Annotated in this window: 4 protein-coding genes; all 4 read left to right on the forward strand. The window is 72.2% G+C overall.

Features of this window, described 5'->3' with window-relative positions; all coding sequences use genetic code 11:
* On the forward strand, positions 1–1,597 hold a 1,597-nt coding region (recN, locus tag DKL51_RS00235), incomplete at its 5' end, for a DNA repair protein RecN (RefSeq protein WP_124811599.1).
* A 118-nt stretch (positions 1,598–1,715) separates the two neighbouring features.
* Positions 1,716–2,894: a putative cytokinetic ring protein SteA gene (gene steA / locus DKL51_RS00240; RefSeq protein ID WP_109947623.1), complete on the forward strand. Its 1,179-nt coding sequence runs from the start codon at positions 1,716–1,718 to the stop codon at positions 2,892–2,894.
* Positions 2,895–2,922: 28 nt separating this feature from the next.
* The gene (locus DKL51_RS00245) at positions 2,923–3,864 is read left to right on the forward strand and encodes a copper transporter (protein ID WP_109947624.1); all 942 of its coding nucleotides are present in this window, start codon (positions 2,923–2,925) and stop codon (positions 3,862–3,864) included.
* Between the two features lie 85 nt (positions 3,865–3,949).
* Complete coding sequence (locus tag DKL51_RS37635) at positions 3,950–4,117, forward strand: hypothetical protein (RefSeq protein ID WP_185734652.1); 168 nt, start codon at positions 3,950–3,952, stop codon at positions 4,115–4,117.
* The last annotated feature ends 29 nt before the right edge of the window (positions 4,118–4,146 follow it).

Below are 4,146 nucleotides of genomic sequence, written 5' to 3' on the forward strand. Positions count from 1 at the left end.
GGTCCGCGCCCAGCCGGGGCGGGCGGTGGTGGAGGGGCGGCTGCGCCTCGACGGCCGGGTGGCCGAGACCGTGCACGCCCGGATCACCGACGCCGGCGGCGAGCCCGACGAGGACGGCTCCCTGCTGCTGAGTCGTACGGTCACCGTGGAGGGTCGCTCCCGGGCGCACCTGGGCGGCCGCAGCATGCCGGTGTCGATGCTCGGTGAGGTAGGCGAGCAGGTGGTGGCCGTGCACGGCCAGTCCGACCAGCTGCGGCTGCTGCGCCCGGCCGAGCAGCGGGCCGCGCTGGACCGCTTCGCCGGCCCGGAGCACGAGAAGCTGCTCGACGCCTTGCGCGAGGTGTACACCCGGTGGCGGACGCTGATCGACGACCTGGCCGACCGGCGCCGCAACGCCCGCCAGCGCAACCAGGAGGCCGACCTGCTGCGGCTCGGTCTGGACGAGATCACCCGGGTGGATCCGCAGCCCGGCGAGGACGACGAGCTGAAGGCGGAGGCGCAGCGGCTGGAGCACGCCGAGGGGCTGCGCACCGCGGCCCAGGTGGCCCACCAGTGCGTCGCGGGTGGCGTCGAGACGGCCGACGAGACGCCGGACGCGACCGCGCTGCTGGGCACCGCCCGGCGCACCCTGGAGGCGCAGTCCGGCACCGACCCGGCCCTCGGTGAGCTGGCCGTCCGGCTGGAGGAGGCGGCCACCCTGGTCGCCGACGTCTCGGCGGAGCTGTCGGCGTACCTGGCGGCGCTGGACGCCGACCCGGCCCGGTTGCAGGCCATCTACGAGCGGCGGGCCGCGCTGCGCGCGCTGACCCGCAAGTACGCCGACGACGTCGACGGGGTGATCGCCTGGGCCGAGCGGGCCCGCACCCGGCTGTCCGATCTGGACATCTCCGACGAGCTCCTGGACGAGCTGGACCGGGAGGCGTCCCGGCTGGCCGGCGAGGTGGCCGAGCTCGCCGGGCGGGTCTCCACGTCCCGGCAGGAGGCGGCGGTCCGCTTCGCCGAGCAGGTCACCGTCGAGCTGGCCGGGCTGGCCATGCCGCACGCCCGGATCGAGGTGGCGGTGCTGCCCCGGCCGGCCGGCAAGGCCGAGCCGAGCCTGCCGGTCAACGGCGTCGAGGCGGGCGTCGGCCCGGACGGCGCCGACGAGGTGGAGCTGCGGCTGCTGGCCCACCCCGGCGCTCCGTCGCTGCCGCTGCAGCGCGGCGCGTCCGGCGGTGAGCTGTCCCGGGTGATGCTCGCCATCGAGGTGGTCTTCGCCGGCTCGGGCGGCCCGCCGACCCTGGTCTTCGACGAGGTGGACGCCGGTGTCGGCGGGCAGGCCGCGGTGGAGATCGGCCGCCGGCTGGCCCGGCTGGCCCGCAGCCACCAGGTGCTGGTGGTCACCCACCTGCCGCAGGTGGCCGCGTTCGCCGACCGGCACCTGGTGGTGGCGAAGGACACCGGGGGAGCGGTTACCACCAGCGGGGTGCGTGTGGTGGAGGACACGGAACGGGCCCGCGAGCTGGCCCGGATGCTCGCGGGTTTGCCGGATTCCGATCTGGGTATCGCCCACGCCGAGGAACTCCTGGCGGTGGCGGCCAAGGAAAGGCGGCCGTGATGCCGGGTTTGTGAGCGCAAGCACACCGGCGTGCGCTCCGGTGTGCTTCCCTGGGTAGGCGGCCCTGCTCAGGCATGTCGCGACAGCAAAACCTGCCTCACATGCCAGGATGGTCACGATGCGTCTACCCACGTTGCGCCGGACCCGGACCCCGGAACCGGGCTCGGTCTTCGGCACCGCGCGCCTCGACCGGCGCACCAAGCGGCTGGTCGGCCGGCTCAGACCGGGGGACATCGCGGTCATCGACCACGTCGACCTGGACCGGGTCGCGGCGGATTCGCTGGTGGCCGTCGGGGTCGCCGCGGTGCTCAACGCCAAGCCCTCGGTCTCCGGGCGGTACCCGAACCTCGGGCCGGAGGTGCTGGTGGCCGCCGGCATCCCGCTCCTCGACGACCTGGGTGAGAGCGTCTTCGAGCAGATCCGTGAGGGTGACGGCGTCCGGATCGACGGCAACACCGTCTTCGTCGGCGAGGAGCCGATCGCGCACGGCACCCTGCAGGACGCCGAGACGGTGGCCAAGGCGATGGCCGACGCCCGGGAGGGGCTCTCGGTCCAGTTGGAGGCGTTCGCCGCCAACACCATGGACTACCTCAAGCAGGAGCGCGACCTGCTGCTGGACGGTGTCGGCGTACCGGACATCGAGACCCAGATCCAGGGTCGGCACTGCCTGATCGTGGTCCGGGGCTACGACTACAAGGCCGACCTGGACGTGCTGCGCCCGTACATCCGCGAGTTCAAGCCGGTGCTGATCGGCGTGGACGGCGGCGCGGACGCGCTGGTCGAGGCGGGCTACACGCCCGACATGATCATCGGCGACATGGACTCGGTCACCGACGACGTGCTGCGCTGCGGCGCCGAGGTGATCGTGCACGCGTACCCGGACGGCCGGGCGCCGGGGCTGGCCCGGGTCGAGGGCCTGGGTGTGCCGGCGATCACCTTCCCCGCCGCTGCGACCAGCGAGGACCTGGCCATGCTGCTGGCCGACGAGAAGGGCGCCTCGCTGCTGGTCGCCGTAGGTACGCACGCCACGCTGGTGGAGTTCCTCGACAAGGGCCGGGGTGGCATGGCCTCGACCTTCCTCACCCGGTTGAAGGTCGGCGGCAAGCTGGTCGACGCCAAGGGCGTGAGCCGGCTCTACCGGCAGAGCATCTCGGGCTCCTCGCTGCTGTTGCTCGTCCTCTCGGCGGTCGCCGCGATGGCCTCCGCGGTGGCGGTCTCCACTGTCGGGAAGGCGTATTTGGGCGTGGTCTCCGAATGGTGGGACAATTTCGTGTTCCAGCTCGGCCAGCTCTTCTAGCTCCCCGACCGATCAAGAGGCTGCAAGCGTGATCAACTTCCGCTACCACGTGGTGTCCCTGACCGCGGTGTTCCTCGCGTTGGCGATCGGCCTGGTCGTCGGCACGGCCGCCCTGAACGGGCCGGTCGCCGACTCGCTCAAGGAGAACGTCAACGCGCTGCGCAAGGACAACCAGCAGATGCGCCAATCGGTCAACAGCATGCAGAAGGAGCTGGAGCTGGAGGAGGACTTCGCCGCGGAGATGGCGCAGGTCGTCCTGCCGGGCAAGCTCACCGGGCGGCGGGTACTGGTGCTCAGCCTGCCCAGCGGTCGGGAGCACACCGAGGGCGTGCTGAAGATGCTGGAGCTGGCCGGGGCGAACGTCACCGGCCGGGTCGACCTGCAGGACAAGTTCATCAACCCGGACAGCAACAACAACCTCCTCGAACTGGCCGTCACCGCCGCCCGCCCCGGCAGCGCCCCGACCTCCGGCCTGCCCGGCAACGGACACGGCGTGGAGACCTCCAGCGCCCTGCTGGCCAGCGTCCTGGTCGACCGGGCGCAGGGCACCCCGCCGGTCTCCGACGCGGACCGCAAGGCGGTGCTGTCGGCGTACTCCAACGCGGGCTACCTCAGCACCGAGGGCAGGATCAGCGGGGCGGCGGAGGCGGTCGTCCTGATCTCCGGGCAGCCGTACGTGGACAAGGACTCGGCGAAGAAGGACGAATCGGTGGTCAAGGTCGCCGAACAGTTCGACCGCTCCGCCGCGCTCGTGGTCGGCGGCAACGGCTCAGCCGGCGGCAACGTGGTCGCCGTGGTCCGGGGCGATCCGGTGCTGTCCCAGAACATCTCCACCGTCGACAACGCCAACACCGTCCAGGGGCAGCTGGTCACCACCCTCGCCCTGGTGCAGCAGATGGTCGAGAAGAAGGCCGGCCAGTACGGCGTGGGCGACAACGCGGCGGCGCTGCTGCCTAAACTGCCCCAGTGACGCGAGCGGAGCGAGGCGGCGGCGTGCGCGCACCGCTGTCCGGTCTGTACCGCATCGCCTACGGCATCCGGATCGGAGGGGTCGCGTGACCAGGTGGGGTCGACTGTTGGCCGCCGGAGCGGGCGTGGTCGCCGCCCGGTACGTGCTGCGTGAGGTGCGGACCGCGCCGGTCGCGCCCGCCCTGGAACGGACCAACTTCCGCGGCCGGACGGTGACCTTGGCCGGCGGTCCCCTGTCTCTTATACACACCTGACGCTGCCGACGATCGCCTAAGTGTAGATC

Origin of the sequence: Micromonospora globispora (assembly GCF_003857015.1) — a bacterium.
GTDB lineage: Bacteria > Actinomycetota > Actinomycetes > Mycobacteriales > Micromonosporaceae > Micromonospora > Micromonospora globispora.

What these genes read in the sequence shown, in the direction of transcription:
- steA (WP_109947623.1), top strand. Translation starts at nt 1,716, where the DNA reads ATGCGTCTACCCACGTTGCGCCGGACCCGGACCCCGGAACCGGGCTCG.